This window comes from Desulfotruncus alcoholivorax DSM 16058 (assembly GCF_000430885.1).
GTDB lineage: Bacteria > Bacillota > Desulfotomaculia > Desulfotomaculales > Desulfallaceae > Desulfotruncus > Desulfotruncus alcoholivorax.
The window spans coordinates 65,419-83,754 of the sequence record NZ_KE387267.1; the positions used below are offsets into that span (position 1 = coordinate 65,419).

17 protein-coding genes are annotated in these 18,336 nt (G+C 48.0%); 14 read left to right on the top strand and 3 right to left on the bottom strand.

The features are described 5' to 3' along the window. Window positions 1-99 precede the first annotated feature (99 nt). Both H569_RS0118385 and H569_RS0118390 read left to right on the top strand, forming a co-directional pair. Window positions 100-279, top strand: a complete 180-nt coding sequence (locus tag H569_RS0118385; RefSeq protein ID WP_027366171.1) for a hypothetical protein — start codon at window positions 100-102, stop codon at window positions 277-279. An 84-nt stretch (window positions 280-363) separates the two neighbouring features. Next, the gene (locus H569_RS0118390; protein WP_027366172.1) at window positions 364-3,021 is read left to right on the top strand and encodes a valine--tRNA ligase; all 2,658 of its coding nucleotides are present in this window, start codon (window positions 364-366) and stop codon (window positions 3,019-3,021) included. 244 nt (window positions 3,022-3,265) lie between these two features. Here H569_RS0118390 and feoB read toward each other — a convergent pair whose 3' ends face one another. The 3 genes from feoB to H569_RS21055 all read right to left on the bottom strand — a co-directional run bounded on the left by feoB (window position 3,266) and on the right by H569_RS21055 (window position 6,937). Beyond that, complete coding sequence (feoB, locus tag H569_RS0118395; protein ID WP_238492602.1) at window positions 3,266-5,200, bottom strand: ferrous iron transport protein B; 1,935 nt, start codon at window positions 5,198-5,200, stop codon at window positions 3,266-3,268. 53 nt (window positions 5,201-5,253) lie between these two features. Next, a complete protein-coding gene (locus H569_RS0118400) occupies window positions 5,254-5,472 on the bottom strand; it encodes a FeoA family protein (protein WP_027366174.1) in 219 nt (72 codons plus the stop codon). 331 nt (window positions 5,473-5,803) lie between these two features. Then, the gene (locus H569_RS21055; protein ID WP_027366175.1) at window positions 5,804-6,937 is read right to left on the bottom strand and encodes a methyl-accepting chemotaxis protein; all 1,134 of its coding nucleotides are present in this window, start codon (window positions 6,935-6,937) and stop codon (window positions 5,804-5,806) included. Window positions 6,938-7,176: 239 nt separating this feature from the next. Here H569_RS21055 and H569_RS0118410 point away from each other — a divergent pair, with 239 nt between their 5' ends. The 12 genes from H569_RS0118410 (at window position 7,177) to minD (ending at window position 18,328) form a co-directional block, all read left to right on the top strand. Next, window positions 7,177-8,478: a bifunctional folylpolyglutamate synthase/dihydrofolate synthase gene (locus H569_RS0118410; protein ID WP_027366176.1), complete on the top strand. Its 1,302-nt coding sequence runs from the start codon at window positions 7,177-7,179 to the stop codon at window positions 8,476-8,478. A gap of 97 nt (window positions 8,479-8,575) precedes the next feature. Beyond that, window positions 8,576-9,583 carry a sodium:calcium antiporter gene (locus tag H569_RS0118415; RefSeq protein ID WP_027366177.1) on the top strand — a complete coding sequence of 336 codons (1,008 nt, stop codon included), beginning with the start codon at window positions 8,576-8,578 and terminating at the stop codon, window positions 9,581-9,583. A gap of 26 nt (window positions 9,584-9,609) precedes the next feature. Beyond that, the gene (locus tag H569_RS0118420; protein WP_027366178.1) at window positions 9,610-10,068 is read left to right on the top strand and encodes a RidA family protein; all 459 of its coding nucleotides are present in this window, start codon (window positions 9,610-9,612) and stop codon (window positions 10,066-10,068) included. A gap of 66 nt (window positions 10,069-10,134) precedes the next feature. Further along, the gene (locus H569_RS0118425) at window positions 10,135-10,392 is read left to right on the top strand and encodes a DUF4321 domain-containing protein (protein ID WP_027366179.1); all 258 of its coding nucleotides are present in this window, start codon (window positions 10,135-10,137) and stop codon (window positions 10,390-10,392) included. 20 nt (window positions 10,393-10,412) lie between these two features. Next, a complete protein-coding gene (locus H569_RS0118430) occupies window positions 10,413-11,000 on the top strand; it encodes a Maf family protein (RefSeq protein WP_027366180.1) in 588 nt (195 codons plus the stop codon). Window position 11,001: 1 nt separating this feature from the next. After that, window positions 11,002-11,703, top strand: coding sequence for a RadC family protein (gene radC, locus H569_RS0118435; RefSeq protein ID WP_034631390.1), 702 nt, complete (start codon window positions 11,002-11,004; stop codon window positions 11,701-11,703). 27 nt (window positions 11,704-11,730) lie between these two features. After that, entirely contained in the window at window positions 11,731-12,762 is a 1,032-nt protein-coding gene (locus tag H569_RS0118440) for a rod shape-determining protein (RefSeq protein ID WP_027366182.1), read from the top strand. Window positions 12,763-12,784: 22 nt separating this feature from the next. Continuing rightward, on the top strand, window positions 12,785-13,624 hold the full coding sequence (mreC, locus tag H569_RS0118445; RefSeq protein ID WP_034631392.1) for a rod shape-determining protein MreC: 840 nt from the start codon (window positions 12,785-12,787) through the stop codon (window positions 13,622-13,624). Window positions 13,625-13,643: 19 nt separating this feature from the next. Further along, complete coding sequence (gene mreD, locus H569_RS0118450; protein ID WP_027366184.1) at window positions 13,644-14,141, top strand: rod shape-determining protein MreD; 498 nt, start codon at window positions 13,644-13,646, stop codon at window positions 14,139-14,141. A 31-nt stretch (window positions 14,142-14,172) separates the two neighbouring features. Further along, on the top strand, window positions 14,173-16,932 hold the full coding sequence (locus tag H569_RS21585; protein WP_051273765.1) for a penicillin-binding protein 2: 2,760 nt from the start codon (window positions 14,173-14,175) through the stop codon (window positions 16,930-16,932). 135 nt (window positions 16,933-17,067) lie between these two features. Then, window positions 17,068-17,493, top strand: coding sequence for a septum site-determining protein MinC (gene minC, locus H569_RS0118460; protein WP_081411114.1), 426 nt, complete (start codon window positions 17,068-17,070; stop codon window positions 17,491-17,493). 43 nt (window positions 17,494-17,536) lie between these two features. Continuing rightward, entirely contained in the window at window positions 17,537-18,328 is a 792-nt protein-coding gene (gene minD / locus H569_RS0118465; protein ID WP_027366186.1) for a septum site-determining protein MinD, read from the top strand. Window positions 18,329-18,336 lie beyond the last annotated feature (8 nt).

An 18,336-nucleotide genomic window follows, 5' to 3' on the forward strand; every position in this document is an offset into this window, starting at 1 on the left:
TATTTTTTGCATATTATAAAATTTTCGCAGCAAAATATTGACAGTGTTAGATAAAAAAATTAATATAAGTGGTAGTCGCTATCAGCTGTGATGGGGAGTTTGACTGGTAACCGCGGCCTTAGAGAGGAAATGCCCGTGGCTGAAAGGCTTTCCGGTCGCGCCGGTCATTGTCGCCCCGAAGCTGCCGGAACGAACGGTCCGTTAACCGTTAGGCCTGTGCCGGGTAAGCCCGTTAAAGCTGTCAAGCGCCGTGCGAAATTTATTTCTTGCCGGAATTAAGGTGGTACCGCGGAAACTCCTTCCGTCCTTAAATACGGAAGGTTTTTTTATTTTTAAAAGGTATGTTAGGAGGAGAACAATATTATGGCTGAAAAATTTGACATGCCTACCACATATGACCCCCATGCCGTAGAGGGAAGATGGTATACATACTGGGAGGACGAAAAGTTTTTCCGGTCCACGGTGGACCCGGACAAAAAACCTTTCTGCATTGTGATTCCACCACCCAATGTTACCGGGCAGCTGCATATGGGACACGCTCTGGACAACACCCTGCAGGATATTTTAATTCGCTGGCGCCGCATGCAGGGTTACAACGCGCTCTGGCTGCCCGGCACAGACCATGCAGGAATTGCCACTCAGGCCAAGGTTGAAGAGCAGCTGCGCAACGAGGGCTTAAGCAAGTACGACTTGGGGCGGGAGAAATTTTTGGAACGGGTCTGGAAGTGGAAAGAGCAGTACGGTGGCCGTATTACCACCCAACTTCGCCGCCTGGGCGCTTCCTGTGACTGGGACAGGGAACGTTTTACCATGGATGAGGGCTGCTCCGAGGCGGTGTTGGAGGTTTTTATCCGCCTTTACGAGCAGGGCTTGATTTACCGTGATTATTACATTACCAATTGGTGCCCCCACTGCCAGACCACCATTAGCGACATTGAAGTGGAGCATAAAGATAAGCCGGGCCAGCTGTATTACATCAAGTATCCTGTAAAAGACAGCCCCGGTGAGTTTATTACCGTGGCTACCACCAGGCCCGAAACCATGCTGGGCGATACAGCGGTGGCGGTACACCCGGAAGATGAACGTTACCGGCATCTGGTCGGCAAAACTGCAGTTTTGCCGCTGTTGGAGCGGGAGATCCCAATAATTCCAGATGAATATGTCGATCCGGAATTCGGCACCGGTGCGGTAAAGATCACCCCTGCCCACGACCCCAATGACTTCGAGGTTGGCCGTCGTCATAACTTGCCCTCGGTTCAGGTAATAGATAAAGAGGCCAAAATGACCCGGGAGGCCGGCCAGAAGTATATGGGGTTGGACCGGTGGGAATGCCGCAAACGTATTGTAAAGGACTTGCAGGCCAGGGATTTGTTAATTAAAATCGACGACTTGTCTCACGCGGTGGGGCACTGCTATCGCTGTTCATCGGTCATTGAGCCCATGCTGTCCAAACAATGGTTTGTGCGCATGAAACCGCTGGCAGAACCGGCTATTGCAGCGGCTAGGGAAGGCAGGGTTCGGTTTGTGCCCGAACGTTTCACCAAGATTTACTTGAACTGGATGGAGAATATCAGGGACTGGTGCATCAGCCGCCAGCTTTGGTGGGGGCACCGTATTCCCGTTTATTACTGCCAGGACTGTGATGCGGTAATTGCCAGTAAAACACAGCCGGAAAAATGTGAAAAATGCGGCTCCACCCATTTCGAACAGGACCCCGATGTGCTGGACACCTGGTTCAGTTCCGGACTGTGGCCTTTTTCAACGCTGGGCTGGCCCCGGAAGACGTTGGACCTGGCATACTATTATCCCACTTCGGTGCTGGTTACCGGCAGAGATATCATTTTCTTCTGGGTTGCCAGGATGATTTTCAGCGGGCTGGCCTTTATGGACGAAGTGCCCTTCAAAGAAGTGTTTATCCACGGACTGGTGCTGGACGCCCTGGGCCGCAAGATGAGCAAGTCCCTGGGCAACGGCGTGGATCCCATAGATGTAATTGAAAGCCACGGGGCGGATAGCTTGAGATTTATGCTGGTTACCGGAAATACCCCGGGAAACGACCTGCGCTTCCATTTTGAGCGGCTGGACGGAGCCAGAAACTTTGCCAACAAGATTTGGAACGCCTCCCGCTTTGCATTGATGAATTTACAGGATTACAGGCCGGAAGCTGTTCCTGCCCCAGAACAGCTTACCCTGGCTGACCGTTGGATTATGAGCAGATTTCAGAGGGCGGTTAAGGAAAGCACAGGTTATCTTGAAAAATATGAATTGGGAGAAGCTGCGAGGGTACTATACGAATTTACGTGGAATGAGCTTTGCGACTGGTACATCGAGCTGGTGAAGCCAAGATTGTATGGTAAAACCAACCCCGCAGACAGGGAAGTTGCCCAGCATGTTTTGGCGGCTGTGCTTCGGGGTGCTCTGGAATTGCTGCACCCGATTATGCCTTTTATTACAGAAGATATTTGGCAGCGCTTACCGCACCGGGGACGTACGATCATGCGGGCCCCCTGGCCGGTTTTTAGAGAAAACCAGGTGGATAAAGCAGCTGAGGAACAGATGGAAATAATAATGGAGGTCACCAGGGGGATCAGGCAGATCCGCAGTGAGATGAACGTGCCTCCTGGCAAAAAGTCGAAAGCACTAATTGTTTCCGGGGTTGACAATATAAGAACAGTATTAATGGATAACCGTTCATACGTGGAAAGCCTGGCCAACTGTCAAGCAGAAGTGCTTTCCGTATTGGAGGAAAAGCCTGGGCAGGCGGCCACAGCGGTGGCTCAGGATATTCAGGTGTTTGTGCCGCTGCGCGGTTTGATCGACGTTGACAGGGAATTAGCCCGTTTAAACAAGGAACTGCAGGCTTTGGAAAAAGATCTGGGACGCGTGCAGGGCAAGTTAAATAACAGGGGCTTTTTAGATAAAGCTCCTGCCGAAGTGGTCGAGAAGGAGCGGGGCAAGGAAACCGAGCTTACTTCCAAGATAAACGCCATCAAGGAGCGGTTGGTTATGTTTGGGGCCTAGCAGAGAAAAATGAAGAATGTTTAAGGCACCATCACAAGTTTAGTGATGGTGCCTTAAATTTAATCTGACCTAGTTCTTGTTGCATTTTTTAATGCTGCTGCATTTGCTGCAAGATCCGGAGCATCTTAAAGCGATGAGAACCGGTTCGTAACATCTCGGGCAGCGGAAGGATTGTTTTATATTAAAGCTGTTTCCGCAACGGGTACACCGGTATTGTTGATTTTCCATGCTCATATCCCCTAAGTTATATTTGGGCTGTAATTGTTTTGTAAAAACGTTTGAAAAGCCTTGAAACTATGGCAATTAAACCAAAGAAAGCAAGTACAACGGCAATTCCCTCGGTATTGCTGGAACGACCAAATACATTAAGGACCTGGGCTACCAATCCTCCGACAAAAAATGCAATTACCCAGGTGGCGATCCACATGATAATAGCTTCTTTTCGGCCTCGTTCTTTAAAAAGCACCAGCACTGAAGCTATACATGGCACGAACAAGGTTAGAGTAACCAGGGCAACTAGAGTATCTCCGGGAGTCAGTGTCATATAGTTCAGCCCGGCGGCTCCGAAGTCGCGGCGCACAATGCCCATGATAAAAACTGTGGCTATTTCCGGAGGCAGTCTAAGCCAGCCCACAGTTACCGGAGCTAATAAATTTTGCAGGTAAACCAGGATTCCTGTGACCTGAAAAACGCTAATCAACAATGCGCCCAGGGCAAATAAAGGTGTTGCTTCCTTAACAAACATAAATGTTTTGCCGGTGGTTTTTTTCATTATATTCCCAATGCGGGGCGGGCGCAGTGCTGGTAAATCAATCAATAAATCAGCTGACCTGCCGGGAAGCACATTGTTCAAAACGGTGCCAACAGTTATCAATACAGCAAGAATAATAATTGCGTACAGGGCGGCGTATTGCGGGCCGATTCCCGCTAGCAGCCCCGTTATTACTCCCAGTTGAGCCGAGCATGGGATAACCAGGCCAAGGAGAAATATAGCTATTCTTCTTTCACGTTCCGAGCTTAAAAGGCGAGTGGTTATGCTGGCCATGGTCACACAGCCGAAGCCCAGGATTAGAGGTATAACCGCTCTGCCGTTTAACCCTATGCCGGTCAATACCCGGTCGACCAGGGTGGCGATGCGGGGAAGATAACCTGAGTCTTCAAAGATAGCCAGGAAGAAATAAAAACCTGCCACCAGCGGCAACAACAGCCCCAGCACGTAAGTGACGGTCATTGTCAGTATACCGAATTCGCCGGTTAAAATTTTGCCAAGAATACTGGTATTAGGAATAATCTGTCCTACAACATGCCTTACGGCCGGCTCATAAATTCCGGCCATTACAGTTCCTTCGGTAAAACCTACAATGTTTCCGGCAATATAAACACCTATGATTTTATACATTATCCAAAGGGCTGCTACAAGAATAGGGATACCGGTCAAAGGCATGATCATCAAACTTCCCAGTTTATTGCTAAAACCTGATTTCGAAGACGACTTTTGAATAACTTCTTCTATTACCTGATTAACTCTTTCCCTGCGGGCAAGGTATATTTCCTCCCTGCTGCTGCCCGGTTCCATTCCGTTGCGTGCCGAAACCGCCGGGTCGCCCTCCAACACCAGCAAGGCTTCCCCCTGGCTGCCCAATCTTTTCGTCAGGGGATCCAACTTTAAGCGAATCTCGTTGCATATGTTACCTATTCGGGCCAGATCGATGCCGCCCTTAACCTTATCAAGACCGGTTTTCTTAATTGCAACCGTTGGAATGACAGGTATCCCCAGTTCTTTACTCAATAAGTCTATATCGATGATAATTCCGTTTTTTTCTGCTTCATCAATCATGTTAAGAGCCATAATCACCGGCTTGCCGGAATCAATTATTTGCTGGGTCAGGAATAAATCTCTTTCCAGGTTCACTGCGTTTACAACGTTTATTACAATGTCTGCGGATAGAATGATATCCCGGGCTATGCGTTCTTCGTCATTAAAGGAAGAAATTCCATATACTCCCGGAGTATCGATCAGTACATTCTTTTCAAATTCGCCATATGAAATTTCAAGCGTTGTTCCAGGGTAATTTGAAACATCTACGTAAAGGCCGGTAAAATAATTGAAGAAAACTGACTTCCCGGCATTGGGGTTGCCAGCCAGTACAATTTTTTTGGCTCCCTCAGGGATATTCATTTGTATACCGCCTGTATGGCAATGAGTCACTTTGTACACCACCTTTCGGACTTCTAGTTTAATGCCACGTCAATTTTGTTGGCCAGATTTCTTCCTATGGCTATTTCTTGATTGTTTTTGCGCAGAACTATTGGTCCGGCCGGTACTTTTTCCTGACAGGTCACTACCGAACCTTCGGCGATGCCAAACCGTATAGCCTGAACACGGATTATTTCATCCAGTATTGAGATAATTTTAATCTGCTGTCCCTTCCTGACTTTGTCGAGAGTCATAATGCACACCTCCAATGAAAGTGATAATCCCTATCGCTGACCGGCTAAATTTATATCGATAATGATTATCAATTTCATTATATTTTGATGGATACCCCTTGTCAATAAATTTATTTTGTTTTGACCTTTACCAAAAGCCCATAGATGTATGTATGCAGCTTGATGGGTGTCAGCTTGTCCATTGATCATCCGTGAAGTTAAAAAGGTTAAAGGGAACCGCTATTCTAAACGGTTCCCTTTAACCTGCAATAGTCCACTTTTTGTCCTTTGCCCCGTAATACCCACCGTACCAGGGACCAACAAATCCACCGGAGATTGGGAAAATGATCTATTATTCTTTGCCAAATTTCCATATATCAGCAACTTTTTTCAGGTTTTCCGCGGTTATGGTTAATTCCTGGGCCACTGCTGCCGTTTCCTCACTGCTGGCCGCCGCTTGCTGGGCCACTGCTGATATTGACTGGGTGCTTGATAACATGCCTGAAGCTTGGACTGCCTGATCCTTGACGATTTTGGCGATATTACCGACCATGGCTTTTGTTTGGTCAAGGGCTTGGCTGATCTGTGCAAACAACTGCTCGGCCTCCTTTGAATGAGCTAAACCTGATTTAACAGCCAGAACTGTATCCGATACTGCATTTTGAATTTCATTGACAATTTGAGCCACTTCCTTGGTTGCCTTTTCCGAGTCTTCGGCCAGGCTCCGCACTTCTTCGGCCACAACCGCAAACCCTCTGCCGTGTTCACCGGCCCGGGCGGCCTCAATCGCAGCGTTTAATGCCAATAAGTTTGTCTGGGCCGCTATATTTTGAATAACATCCAGGAACTGCACAATTCGATTGGAACTTTGGCTTAAATGATCAAACTTCATTTCCAGCATAGTTATTTCATTTAATGCCTTTTGAATTGTTGAACTGCCACGAACTGTGGTATCTGCTGCGTTTCGGGCTGACTCATCAGCTTGTCCGGCCTGCTGGGCGCAGTGCTCAGACTGCTTGGACAGTTTTTCTATTGCTTCTAATAAACTGCTGACCTGCTCTGCCTGGTCCTGACTACCTGTGCTGACTTGCTCAGTGCTGGCTGTAATTTGCTCTGCTGCCCGGTCCAGGGTTAAGCTGGTGTCTTTGACCAGGGAAAACCACTTATGTACTCCTTTCAGTATTTTTCGAAAATTTCTTATTAATAAGTTAATTTCACCCCAGCCATAATTTTTGTCCTCAATATAACCGGTAAGGTCTCCCTGGATGGCCTTTTCGGTATTTTCCAGAACGTGTATTAAATCGCGCCGAAGTGGTGTTAAAAGGTTAAATATAACTACCGCTATTATTAATAATCCAGCCAGGCCACCGCCAGCAGCGCCCAAAAATGTTTTTCCGGCCAGCCACCAGCCGGCGCAGGCAAATAAAAGGGATATAGTGCCAAAAACTACAGATAATAAAGTCATTTGTGCACGGAAAGTGTTCATAGATGTCCCCTCCCCCTCCGCTGATTTTTTGGGTAATATTCCACAGAAAATTCAGAAATTCCTCCATGATAAAGTCAGAATTTTTATCGTCAGGTAATTTGATGCAAGGGTTTAGGAGATAAAATACAACTAACGTGTAAATGGAATTGATCTAAGCGTTAGTTTTTAAAAGACTGGGTTATATAAATAGGAAAAATAGCTTTGGTGTCGAATTGATCGAAATGACGGAGGTGTTCTAATTGTTGTACCAGGAAGCTATGGAATATTTACAGAACCTAACTAAATTTGGCATGAATTTTGGCCTGGGGAGAATAACCGAGTTGCTGCGCAGGTTGAATAACCCTCACCGGCATGTCAAGGTGATCCATGTTGGGGGTACTAACGGCAAAGGATCTACAACTGCTATGATTGCGCGCGTCCTTCAGGGCGCGGGTTGTCGGGTGGGGACTTTTACATCGCCGCATTTGCACTCCTTCACCGAAAGGTATCGGATTAACAACGAAGAAATTAAGCCCGAGCGGGTGGCCCGGTTGGTCAGCGTTCTACGACCCCACCTGGAGTCCATGGTTGAAGAGGGTTTTGAACACCCGACAGAATTTGAGGTCGGCACCGCTATGGCTTTTTGTTACTTTACAGAGGAGAAAGTCGACTACCTGGTACTTGAGGTGGGCCTGGGGGGAGCAATAGATTCCACCAATGTGGTAACCCCTATTTTGTCCATAATTACGAATGTTGCTATGGATCATATGGATTATCTTGGCTATACAATTTCAGAAATTGCCAGCGTAAAAGCAGGGATAATAAAACCAGGCGTACCCGTTGTCACTGCCTCGGACAAACCGGAAGCGCTGGAGATAATAGAAGCTGTATGCAGGGAAAAAGGTTGCCGCCTGGTCAGGGTTGGACGTGATGTATCCTGGTCTCGTGGGGGACATTCACTGCAGGGACAGTACTTTGATTACCGGGGCATAGCATGGGAAATGAAGGAATTATGGATTCCCTTCATGGGCAAACACCAGGTTATCAATGCTGTAACTGCTGTTGCCTCATTGGAGATTCTACAGCAGCAAGGGGTAAATATCGGAGAAGATGCTTTGCGGGAAGGTCTTGCAGCAACAATTTGGCCGGCACGCTTGGAACTTATAGGTAATAATCCGCCTGTGTTGGTGGATGCCGCTCACAATTATGACGGCGCCAGATGTTTGAGGCAAGCCCTGGACGAATACTTTCCTGATCAGCGGATTATCATGGTGCTTGGTATGCTGGGCGACAAGGAACGCTCCAAGGTGGTGGCGGAACTGGCACCAAGGGCCAGTCGTATTATTATTACAAAACCCAACAGCCCCCGGGCGGGAGACTGGATGCAGATGGCCGAAGAAGCACGCCATTATCTAAATAAAGTAGATACCATTGAAAATATTGAACAAGCTGTATTGTCAGCAATAAGCCAGGCAGGCAAGGGGGATATGGTCTGTGTGACCGGGTCTTTTTACATGGTTGCGGAAGCCCGGGAAGTGGTGATTAAGGAATTTTCCAGGTAGCGGCTTAATATTATTGACGTATTTTGTTTTTTACGGTAGACTTTAACGGAAATATGTTCCAGACATTACTAATATGGCAAATGAGGGATGAATTTCATTGCAGGATATTGCTATTTTAATTATCAGCCTGGGTATCATTCTTATTAGCGCAGGGTTTTTTACTAACGGGGTGGAATGGCTGGGCAAAAAGCTAAATTTATCCGAAGGAGCAGTGGGCAGCGTGCTGGCTGCTGTGGGAACAGCTCTGCCGGAAACCATCATTCCGCTAATTGCCATCCTTTTGGGGGTTGGAGAAGCATCTCGTGACATAGGAATCGGGGCCATCCTGGGAGCACCTTTTATGTTGGGAACACTGGCCTTGTTTCTCAGCGGGGGAGCTGTTTTAATGTTTCGCAACCGCAGGTCGGGCAATTACCCTAGAATTGAGCCCGACCCGGTCGTATTACAAAGGGATCTTTCTTTTTTCCTGGTGGTTTATAGCGTTGCTATAGCTACTTCCTTTTTGCCCCATACTTTAAAACTTATAGTGGCGGCGGGACTGGTAGGGGCCTATATATATTATGTCTATAAAACCTTTACCTGCAGCGATAGTGAAAAACAAGATGAGTGCCATATTGATCGCCTGTACCTGGCTCGCAAACATGAGGATCCACCGGGCGGCCGGGTGGTTTTGCAGGTTGTATTGGCCTTTGTGGGAATCATTGTTGGAGCCAAGTTTTTTGTTGACGGGATAGAGCATCTCTCAGCCAGCCTGGGGGCGTCACCGTTGGTTATAGCTCTTTTAATAGCACCTATAGCCACTGAGCTTCCGGAAAAGTTGAATAGCGTGATCTGGCTGTCCGGCAATAAAGACACACTTGCCCTGGGCAACATAACAGGCGCCATGGTTTTTCAAAGTTCGGTAATACCGGCAATCGGCATTGCCTTGACACCATGGCAATTGACTCCGGTAGCTTTACTTAGCGCAGTCCTGACGATTGTTTCGGCATTGGTAACGTATTTGTTGATGCGATATCGCGGCTATTTGGATAGCAGGGTTATAGTTTTCACCGGGGGAGCTTTTTACGGAGGCTATGTTTTGGCAATATTAGTTGGCATCGTGTAAGACTCCAAAAACGGAGGTGGAATCAGGTGAGGCCAAGTGAAAAACTTGAGTTTCTGCAAATCAAGCTGCCGCCTGCCCCGCGCCCGGTAGCCGCTTATGTGCCGGGCGTGCTGGTTGATGGCTGGATCTATGTTTCCGGCCAGCTTCCTTTCGTAGAAGGGGAATTGCAATACAAGGGGAAAGTCGGCCTTGATGTAACAGCGGAGCAGGGTTATGATGCAGCCCGGATATGTGCGTTAAATTGTCTGGCAGTTGCGGCGGACCTGGCCGGCAATATCGATCATATTGAGCGGGTGGTTAAGGTAACCGGCTTTGTTAACAGCGCCCAAGGTTTTACAGGGCAGCCGTCGGTAATCAACGGCGCCTCGGAACTTTTGGGGAATATTTTCGGGCAGGCGGGTGCCCATGCCAGGGCGGCGGTTGGAGTCAATGAATTGCCACTTAATGCACCGGTGGAAATTGAAATGGTTCTTAAAATAAGGTAGTGGAATTGTTTATTCCAGCAGCCAAACTTGAACCTCGATTGTGGTACAATATATTGGGGTGTTGGTATGTCCAAAGGATATAAGAGTTCAAAAAGCCCGTGGATATTGTTTCTACTTTTATTGGCCGGAGGCTTGGCCGGAAGTTCGCTATCCGGGACCCTGGCTAAATCGTTACCCTTTTTAGCGGCTACCAGTAATATTGGGTTAAAACCTGCGACCTTGGATTTGCATTTTTTAAGCATTACATTTGGCTTTAACGTGGCTCTGGGACCCGTTACCGCCTTGGGTTTGGTTCTGGGATATCTGGTTTATCGCAAGGTCTGAACTAATGGAGGTAGCCTAAATTGCCCGATATTTACCTGGCATCGTCATCACCGCGGCGCAAGGAGTTGCTGGACCGGATTAAACTGCCCCATCAAGTATTAAATATCGAAGTAAATGAAACACTGCTACCGGGTATTCCCCCGGCGGAGCAGGTGTTGACTCTATCCCGGCGAAAAGCAGCCGCAGCTGCTGAAAAACTTGATGCTGGTATAATTATTGCGGCAGACACTGTGGTTGCGCTGGACGAAGTGGTGCTGGGGAAGCCAAGAAACGCAGCTGAGGCTCTGGATATGCTGGAAAAGTTACAGGGCAAGGTCCATGCGGTGTTTTCAGGCATTACCTTGTTGGAAATACCAGGAAACAGGTTGCTTTCGGATTACGAGAGGACGGAAGTGTTTATGCGCCGTGCCGGCCGGGCCGAATTGGAAAGGTATGTGGCCACAGGTGAGCCCATGGATAAAGCCGGCGCCTACGGCATTCAAGGCCTGGCAGCTGTATTTGTCACTGAAATAAAAGGTTGTTATTATAACGTGGTTGGCTTACCGGTTTCCAAACTGGTAATGATGCTGGAAGAGTTTGACATTGATGTAACCGCGTGCTGGGGGTAGAATGGGTTTGGATTCGCAGGATTACCGGGTTACAATTAAGGAAATGCCTGCGGAATTGAGACCGCGGGAAAGGCTCCTTAAGGAGGGGCCGCAATTATTATCGGATATAGAACTATTGGCAATTATGCTGCGCACGGGCAGCAGCGGCTTCAGCGCAGTGGAACTTGCCACGGCATTACTGGGCCGCTTTGGTGGTTTAAAACAATTGCTTGATGTTTCTACAGAGGAACTTAATGAATTTAAGGGCATAGGACCGGCCAAGGTGGCACAAATCAGGGCTGCTTTGGAATTGGGCCGGCGGGTGGCGATTGCCACAGCCTGGGACAGGCCTGCCATTAAGTCGCCGGAAAACGCAGCCGCGCTGGTGATGGAAGAAATGCGGCACCTTGACCGGGAGCACTTTTGGGCTTTATTGCTTAATACCAAAAATCAAGTTCTCTCCAAGGAAATTATTTCCATAGGAACGCTTAACTCTTCAGCAATTCACCCCAGAGAACTTTATAAAGCTGCCATAAGGCGCAGTGCAGCAGGGGTGATTCTTGTCCATAATCACCCCAGCGGGGACCCGACACCCAGTCTGCAGGATATTGAGGTAACAAAGCGTTTAATTGAGGCGGGTAATATTATTGGCATCAATGTCTTAGATCACTTGGTAATTGGAGATAATAAGTTCGTTAGCTTCAAAGCCAGGGGCTTAATGTGAATATTCGCTTAGAGAGGAGTCCGGCAAATGGCATTGGGATTTATATCAAAAGATATGGGAATTGACCTGGGAACGGCCAACTCCCTGGTTTACGTTAAAAGCAAGGGAATAGTGCTTAGAGAACCTTCTGTTGTAGCGATTCAACGTGATAATGGCCAGGTACTGGCGGTGGGTGAAGAAGCCAAACAGATGATTGGCCGAACCCCGGGCAATATTATAGCCATAAGACCTATGAAGGATGGCGTTATAGCCGATTTCGACGTTACTCAGAGTATGATCAAATATTTTATCAGCAAGGCGCTGCGCAAACGCACTTTCTTAATCAGGCCCAGAGTTGTTGTTTCGGTACCTTCAGGCGTAACTGCTGTGGAAGAACGGGCGGTAAGGGAAGCTGCCTTACAGGCCGGAGCCCGGGAAGCTTATCTAATTGAGGAACCGATGGCTGCTTCAATTGGCGCCGGTTTGCCTGTACACGAACCCACCGGCAATATGATTGTGGATATCGGCGGGGGCACCACCGAAGTGGCGGTAATCTCCCTGGGGGGCATTGTAACCAGCCGCTCCATCCGCATAGCCGGGGATGAAATGGATGACGCTATTATTCAGCATGTGAAAAAAACCTATAATTTAATGATTGGGGAGCGTACGGCTGAGGAAATAAAAATTGAAATTGGAACTGCTTACCTTTCCAAAACCGTTGAGAAATATGAGGTTCGGGGTCGTGACCTGGTTAGCGGGCTGCCGAAGACAATAGAGATTACCTCGGAAGAGATTTATAAGGCGTTATCAGAGCCGGTCTCCAGCATTTTGGAGGCGATAAAAAATACTCTGGAACTAACCCCGCCTGAACTGGCTGCTGATATAATGGACCGGGGCATTGTTATGGCCGGAGGGGGTTCGCTGCTGCGGGGACTGGATCGTTTGGTCAGCGAACAGACAGGAATGCCGGTGCATTTGGCGGACGATCCTCTGCTGGCTGTTGCATACGGCACAGGCCGTGTCCTTGAGAATATCGATATTTTGCGTAAGGTGTTGATCCAGCCAAAAAAATTAGCTTAAAGATTAAGGTGTGAGTATTGGCGTGTCCCGTATATCAGGCGGAAAAAAACTAATCTTTTTAGGAATTATAGTCATAATATTGTTAGCGGGCCTGCATTTTACTGCCGGGAATATGTCCAAGCTGACCCCGCTGGCATCCGCTACCCGTGATCTTCTGGCACCGGTCCAAAAGCTGGCCACGATCGCGGGACGTAAAACAATCAATTTCATATCCTTTCCGGTAAAATTAATTAATGTGGCTAATCGGAACGAAAAGCTTGAAGCCAAAGTCAGCGAACTGGAAGGAAAGCTTTCTCAATACCAAGAGACTCAGCAAGAAAACGCGCGCCTAAAAAAGTTGCTGGATTTTAAAAACAGCGCCGCATCCCAAATGTCTACATTGACAGCTGCAGTAATCGCCAGGGACAACGATAACTGGTTTGGCAGCATAATTGTCGATGCCGGCTCAAAGGACGGCATTAAGCGGGATATGGCTGTAATTACACCTGCAGGACTGGTTGGGAGGGTAATAAAAGTTTCGTCGGCTACAGCCGAGGTTCTGCTGATTACAGATCCCAGAAGTGGGGTGGGTTGCCTGGTTCAGGAAACCAGGGCGCCGGGAGTTGTTGAAGGCGTGGCCGGTTCGCGGGGTGCCCTGCATATGGTGCACATACCTCCTGATATGGCGCCCAATAAGGGCGATAAAATTATAACTTCGGGATTTGGCAGTATTTATCCCAAGGGGATACCTATTGGAACCGTGCTGGAAACTCAAAAAGAAAAGTCTGGCCTTTTCAAAATGGCGTCGATTAAGCCATTTGTGGATTTTAACCGGTTGGAGGAGGTATTGATTATTACATCGGCCCATCCGGGCGGGGAATAAATCCCGGAGGTGTTAATATTTGCGTTCTCTTATTTTCTTGCTACTTGTGCTTGGAGCGCTGATTATTCAATCAACAGTCCTACATTTTATTTCAATTTTCGGCGTTATACCGGACCTCGTGCTTGTACTGGCTATTTTAAACGGCTTCCTCCGTGGTACCAAGGAGGGGGCTTTTTTGGGTTTTGTAGCGGGAATCCTACAAGACCTGGTAAGCGGGGGGTATTTTGGTGTCAATGCAATTACTAAAATGTTGGCAGGTTACTTGGCCGGGCTTGGCGAAGGAAGGTTATACCGGGAAAACCGGTTTATTGCCGCTGGTTTAACCTGGTTATGCACATTTTTATCAGAATTGGTTTACTACCTGTTGCTGTATATGGTTGATGTTCATGTCTCGGCTATGCCGGCCATATTCCAAATTATTTTACCCGTAAGTTTGTACAATGCGGTGGCAGTTCTTATTATTTATGGTTTCTACTATCGTTCCGACCGGAGCGGCATGCTCAGCGAAGGCGAATAAGGATATTCCGGATAGAAGGGATAGTAGTTAAATGAAAAAAAAGATAATTGAATTTAAAATGAAATTTGTATTGGGCGGCGTATTCCTGGTATTATTGGTTCTTATTGCCAGAATCTCCTTCATGCAGCTGGTGCAAACTGAACAGTTTCGTACACTGGCCCGCAACAATTATATCCGTATTGTTCCGATCTTTGCTCCAAGGGGAGAAATTTTTGACCGCAATGGTGAGAAAATTGTTACCAACCGGCCTATTTATACTGTTTCTATCAATGATCTTAATTTCGAGGGGACAACCTACCGCTTATATTTAAACCGTGTTGGCGCCGACACTGTGCAAATGGCGGATACGCTGTCCTGGGTTTTAGCTGGTGATGATGAAACGGTAGCTTATTTTGAACAGGTCAGCGGTAATAAAGTTGCTGATTTTGCCAGAGAAAACGGCATTGATGATATTACTAAGGAAAAAGATAAAGAAAAAGTTTATACCATCAAGAAGAAATTCATTGAAGAAGCTATCAAAGAACGGGCCAAGGAACAGAAAAGCTTGCTTGAACAAGGCGAAAAATTGGAAATGGCGGTTGTTTACAACCCTTCCACGGCAGCTGAATTGCGACGGCAAAATCTTGCCCAATTCGGTGTTACCATGGAAAAAAAGACGGATACATTGAGCAGGCTTGTTGCTATGTTAGCCCAGGCAAATATTTTAAAAGACCAGTCTGTTTACCAAAAGGAAGCCGAGGTTCGCGCGCAGATCAGGGAGAATAGGGTGAACCGTCCTTACGAACCGGTTATGGTAGCCGAGGATGTGCCTTTTAACGTTGTCGTGGCACTCAGAGAAAAACAGATGGAATTGCCGGGAGTTATAGTTGATGTACAGCCCGTGCGGGAGTACCCGCACGGGGAGCTGCTTACCCACGTGCTGGGCTATGTACAAAGCATTAAGAAAGAGCAATATGAGCAGCATAAAGATGAAGGCTATTTAATCAATGACCTTTATGGTCAGAACGGTCTTGAATACGTTTACGAAAAACAGCTGCGGGGTGAACACGGCGCCAGGCAGATGGAAGTAGACGCGCGCGGCCGCCCGGTTCGCGACCTGGGATTAAAGCCCGCCGTACCAGGTGACGACCTTGTTTTGACTGTTGACCTGGATTTACAAAAGGCAACGGAGCAAGCACTGGCGGAGGGAACCGCGCGGGCTCGGAAAGCCGGGTTTGGTTTATCCCGTGCCGGAGCGGCAATAGTTATGGATGTACGTACCGGGGCCATTCTGGCCATGGCCAGTTACCCTTCTTATAACCCGGGGATATTCACCGGGGGGCTTTCCGCTGCCCAGTGGCAGGATTTACAGCAGTCCGGGGCGCTTTTAAACAGGGCTATTTCGGCGACTTATGCGCCGGGGTCGACATTTAAAATGGTTACTGCAGCTGCCATACTGCAAAATCACATTGCGGACCCCACGTATAAGATAGCGGATCCGGGTTATTACAAGCTGGGCCAGGGTATATTCAAGGATTGGAAGCCGGGCGGCCACGGCCTTGTGGACTTGCGCAAGGCATTGGAACAATCCTGTGATACTTATTTTTATCAATTTGGCCGGGCGGCCGGAGTCAATAACATTGCCCGTGCCGCCAAGGAATTTGGTCTTGGCGGGAAGACCGGGATCAACCTGCCGGGTGAGATGAGCGGCAGGGTGCCGACTCCGGAATGGAAGTACGAAATGGTTAAAAACATGCTGATTAACTATAACGGTGATTTCTCCCGGGTTAGAGAACTGGACAAAATGATCGATGCAGCTAAAGACGAAAGCCGCAAGCAGGAATTAACTCAAGAGAGGGACAAAGAACTGGAAAAACAGTTAAAGAAGCATGAGTGGGATTTAAACTGGCAGCAGTTTGAAACGGTTAATATGGCCATTGGGCAGGGCGACAATACCTATACCCCATTGCAGTTGGTTTCTTACGTTGCCGCCATTGCCAACGGTGGAACACTATATACCCCCTTTGTGGTGGAACGGGTTATCTCGCCCCAGGGTAAAGTTATTCAAGAGAATTCACCTAAAGTAAGGCATAAAGTTGATGTCGATCCCAAAAACCTGGAAATAATCCGCGAAGGCATGCACATGGTGACGCTTCCGCCAACAGGGACTGCTTCAGGGGTATTCAACGGGTTTAATCACTCTGCTGCCGCAAAAACCGGTACTGCCGAAGTGTTGGATGCTCATGGTAATAAAAAAGGCAACCACGCGCTGTTTGTCTCCTTTACTCCATACGAGAAGCCTGAAATTGCCGTAGTTGTAGTCCTTGAGTATGGTAATTCCGGAAGCGGCTATGCCGGACCCATTGCCAGGCAAATCATGGACGCTTATTATGCGGAAAAAGATGGGGTGAAAAAAAACGATCGACAAATACAGTCACTTGATCAGCCGGCCGGGCCGGGAACATATACTGATCCGGTTATTCCCGATTACCCGTCTGTATGGCCGGAGGCAAACAAGCAGGGGAAAAAGACGACCATGCCGGATAATGAGAAATTGCGGTATTATAGTAACCAGCACCGCGCAATAACGCAGCCCGCTAGCCAATCTCCCGCCAAGGTGGGCAGAGTTCCCCCAACTCCGCCTGCCGGGCAAGGGGGGCAGCAGCTGCCTATTAATAAACCGCCTGCTGAACAGCAACAACCGCAACAGCCTACTCAGCAGCCACCTTTGCAGGGAAATGGGCAGAATCAACCTCCCCAGACTCCCGAACAGCCTGGAACTACTGAGCTGCAGGGCGGTGCCAGGGGCTGACAGCAGCAATAGTAAATCGAGATATAAACGGGGTAAAAAACCCGTTTATTTTTTTGCCTTTTAGCAGGATTTGGTTATTAACCGTAGAAATGTATAACAGACAATACCGGTTAAGTTAGGGGAGGGGTAACAGCGGTGGCTCCTTATTGGGCTGGTGGGAATTTGGTGCATTTCCCCGGTAAAGGGGGAGGAGATCCGGAAGATTTGGCCGACGAAAATACGATCTTGGTGCAGCGCACCCTGCGTTCCGGCCAGTCAATAAGTTATGACGGCAATATCGTAATTGTTGGTGATGTTAACCCCGGTGCTGAAGTTGTCGCGTCCGGCAATGTTGTTGTTATGGGTTATCTGCGCGGAGTAGTGCATGCCGGGGCCGGGGGAGACGAAAACGCTGCGGTATATGCTTATCGCCTGCAGCCTACTCAGCTGCGTATTGCCAACCACATTACCCGGGCCCCGGACGGAGAAGAAACCGGATCGAAAGACCCTGAGGTAGCCAGGGTAAAGGACGGAATTGTCGTGATCGAAGCCTTTCAATTTGGACCGGAAAGACAAAGATAATTTTTTGCGTCTTTGTAATGCATAAAAGGAGGAAATTAGATTAATGGGTGAAGTAATAGTTGTTACTTCAGGTAAAGGGGGCGTGGGTAAAACCACAACCACTGCAAACTTGGGTGCCGGTTTGGCTTCTTTGAATAACCGGGTATGTTTAATAGATGCTGATATTGGACTCCGTAACTTGGACGTGGTCATGGGTTTAGAAAACCGGATTGTTTATGACCTGGTTGACGTTACCAGCGGCAATTGTCCCTATAAAAAGGCATTGATAAAAGACAAGCGCTTTGAGAATCTATACCTGCTTCCGGCCGCGCAAACCAAGGACAAAACTGCTGTAAATCCCGATCAAATGCGGGTTCTGTGCGATGAGATGAGAGATGAGTACGATTACATCATTGTTGATTGTCCTGCGGGAATTGAGCAGGGATTTCGCAACGCCATTGCGGGGGCCAACCAGGCTATTGTAGTAACCACACCAGAGGTATCAGCAGTGCGGGATGCGGATAGGATTATCGGCCTTCTGGAGAAGGAAGACTTGCGTGAGCCGAAGCTTATTATTAACCGTATGCGCTACCATATGGTAAAGCATGGGGATATGATGAGTATTGACGATATTATTGAAATACTTGCTGTTGATTTGCTCGGAGTAGTTCCAGAAGATGAGTTGGTAGTTATTAGCACCAACCGGGGTGAAATGGTGGTAATTAACAATAATTCCAAATCCGGCCAGGCATATCGCAACATAGTACGGCGGATTAAGGGTGAAAACGTGCCCATGATGGATTTGGAAGATAGCGGCTTTATGAAAAAACTGCGCCGTATGATAGGCCTCAAATGAAGGGGAAA